This window comes from Novosphingobium sp. CCH12-A3 (assembly GCF_001556015.1).
Classification (GTDB): domain Bacteria; phylum Pseudomonadota; class Alphaproteobacteria; order Sphingomonadales; family Sphingomonadaceae; genus Novosphingobium; species Novosphingobium subterraneum.
Window position 1 is genome coordinate 1 of the sequence record NZ_LSIA01000043.1, and the last position, 3,020, is coordinate 3,020.

Annotated in this window: 2 protein-coding genes; both read left to right on the forward strand. The window is 64.5% G+C overall.

The window, feature by feature from the left end:
- Positions 1-995 (forward strand): vitamin K epoxide reductase family protein (locus AX703_RS03245; RefSeq protein ID WP_197423597.1); only part of this gene is annotated, 995 nt, incomplete at its 5' end.
- 265 nt (positions 996-1,260) lie between these two features.
- Positions 1,261-3,020 (forward strand): cytochrome c/FTR1 family iron permease (locus tag AX703_RS03250; RefSeq protein WP_062342601.1); only part of this gene is annotated, 1,760 nt, incomplete at its 3' end.

The window sequence follows — 3,020 nt, forward strand, 5'->3', positions numbered from 1 at the left end:
AGATGTGTATAAGAGACAGCCCCAAGAACATCCCGCCCGGCTGGACCTATTCGCCATCCACCGACGCACAGCGGCTGCCGATCGTCGCCATGGGTCTGATCGGCCTTCTCACCTCGCGCATCCTCACCGCCTACCAACTGGGGCATATTGACGGCGTTTGGGAGCCGTTTTTCGCCGGCTCCCTGAGCGATCCACGCAACGGCACCGAGGAGATCATCACCTCGGACATGTCCAAGGCCTGGCCGATTCCCGATGGTGGGCTCGGCACGGTCAGCTATGTCCTCGAGATCCTGATGGCGGTAATGGGCACCCGCGACCGCTGGCGGACCATGCCGTGGATGGTGACCTTCTTCGGCATCCTTGTCATCCCGCTCGGCGTCATCAGCATCTATTTCATCATCAGTCAGCCCATCGTCATCGGCACATGGAGCACGCTGGCGCTGATCGCCGCGCTCGCCATGCTGATCATGATCCCCTTCGCGCTCGACGAGGTGATTGCGATGGGTCAGTTCCTTCTCTGGGCGCGCCGGCAAGGCAAACCGCTGATCCGCACCTTCTTCCAGGGTGACGCGATAGAGGCGGGAGCGGTGGACGCGTCGGACGCGATGGCCTCGCCAAGCACCTTCTGGGCGGACGCAAAGAAGGGACTGACCCTGCCATGGACGCTGACTGCGAGCATCGTCATCGGCGTCCTGCTGATGCTGACCCGAATACTGTTCGGCACGGAAGGCGGTATGGCGAACAGCGATCACGTTGTGGGTGCGCTGGTCATCACGGTCGCGATCATCGCCACCGCAGAAGTTGCCCGCGCGCTGCGGCTGATCAACGTCGCGTTCGGAGCCTGGCTTGTGGCCGCGCCTTTCCTCCTCGACGGCGTTGGTCACCTTGGGGCCGTGGCCTCGGTCGTAGCCGGCATTGCGCTCGTCGGCCTCAGCTTTCCAAGGGGAAAGCGCAGCGCCGAGCATTATGCAAGCTGGGACAAGTACGTGATCTGAAAGTATCTTCAATCACTGCTTAGCCTCATCGAAAACCTTGATCGTGCATCGCACACCGTCACGCGCCTTCGCTGCCGCTTTTCTACCCCCCCCGATCGTCTCCGGGTTCGCGGTCACGATCTTGTCGCCGGAGACGATCGCCCGCCAGCTCTCCGGCGGCGATGTTCATCATCCTGCCATTGGTGGTCGCGCACGCTGCCCAATACTGCTAATGAGAGTTGTTCGCATAGTCCGCGACGAGTGAAGCTTGGAATCGATCACCCATATGCCGTCACCTCTGGTCGCGCTGGTCGCGTCGCTTATGCTGCTGTTGATCCCCGCTGCGGCGATGGCCGATACCCGCGATGTTCAAACTGCTTGGCGTCTGCTCGACTATATGGCGGTCGATTATGGCGGTGCGGTCGCCAACGGCGCGGTCATAAGCGCGTCCGAATACGCGGAGATGACGGAGTTCGCCGCTGGGGTGTCGACGCGCCTCCGCGCACTTCCCGCGACGCCTGAGCGGCAATCTCTAATCCAAAGCGCTTCGCAGCTCGAAGCCGTGATCGGCCGCAAGGGATCGTCCCGAGAGGTCGCGACACTCGCGCATGGCCTCGCCGCCGATCTGCTCAAGGCCTATCCGGTGCCGCTCGCTCCCGCCAAGGCACCCGACCCCGCCATGGGAACAAGGCTATACGTCCAAAGCTGCTCGTCCTGCCACGGCCTCACCGGCGACGGACATGGGCCTGACGCTGCCAGACTCGACCCGCCGCCGATCGCGTTCACCGACGCCGAACGGGCGCGCCAGCGCAGCGTGTTCGCGCTCTATCAGGTGATAAGCCAAGGCATCGACGGGACCGCGATGCAGAGCTTCGCCGATCTGCCGAACGATCAACGCTGGGCGCTGGCGTTCCGCGCTGGCAGCTTCGCCCTGACCGACGCGCAAGCGGTCGAAGGCGAACGGCTGTGGAAGTCCCAGCCGAGCTTGCGGGCGCGGATCCCCGATTTGAAAACCCTGGTCGCGCTCACCCCCGCCGCGCTTGCGGGCAGCATCGGGCAGGCGAAAGCCGACGCGGTGCTCGCCTATCTGCGGCGCCACCCCGATCAGGTGATGCAACAAGCCCCGGGCTCGCTCGCGGTCGCTCGCTCCAAGCTTGCGCAAAGCCTCGCCGCGTTCCGGCGCGGCGACCGGCGCGGCGCAAAGGAACTGGCGCTGTCCGCCTATCTCGACGGGTTCGAGCCGATCGAACCGACGCTCTCGGCGCGCGACCCGACGCTCATGTCCAGGATCGAAGGCGCGATGGGAGAATATCGCGCCGCTGTGGAGAGCAGCACGTCGGCCGATGATGTGGCCGAACGAGTGGCAGTGCTGGGCGGCCTGTTCGATGATGCCGAGGCGGCGCTCGCGCCCGACGCCGCGACGCAGGCGTCCACCTTCTTGGGGGCCTTTACGATCCTGCTGCGTGAGGGGCTGGAAGCTCTTTTGATCGTGGTCGCCATGATCGCGTTCCTCCGCAAAGCGGAACGGCCAGAAGCCTTGCGCTATGTGCATGGCGGGTGGATCGGGGCGCTCATCGCGGGCGGGCTTACCTGGGCCGTCGCCACCTATGCGATCGGGATCAGCGGCGCGAGCCGGGAGCTGACCGAAGGGTTCGGCTCGCTGTTCGCCGCGATCGTGCTGCTCTCGGTCGGAATCTGGATGCACGGCAAGGCCCAAGCCGATCAGTGGCAACGCTATATCCGGGAGAAAATGTCACGGGCGCTATCGAGCGGGTCGGGATGGTTCCTGTTCGGGCTCGCATTCCTGGTGGTCTATCGGGAGGTCTTTGAAACGATCCTTTTCTACGCCGCGCTCTCGACACAGGGTAACACCGCGATGCTGCTGGCCGGCGCCGGCGCAGCGATCAGCCTTCTCGCCGTCATCGCCTGGGCCATGCTCCGCTACAGCCGGACGCTGCCGATTACGCAGTTCTTCCGCTACAGCTCGTGGCTGATGGCCGCTCTGACGGTCGTGCTGGCCGGTAAGGGAGTCGCTGCCCTCCAAGA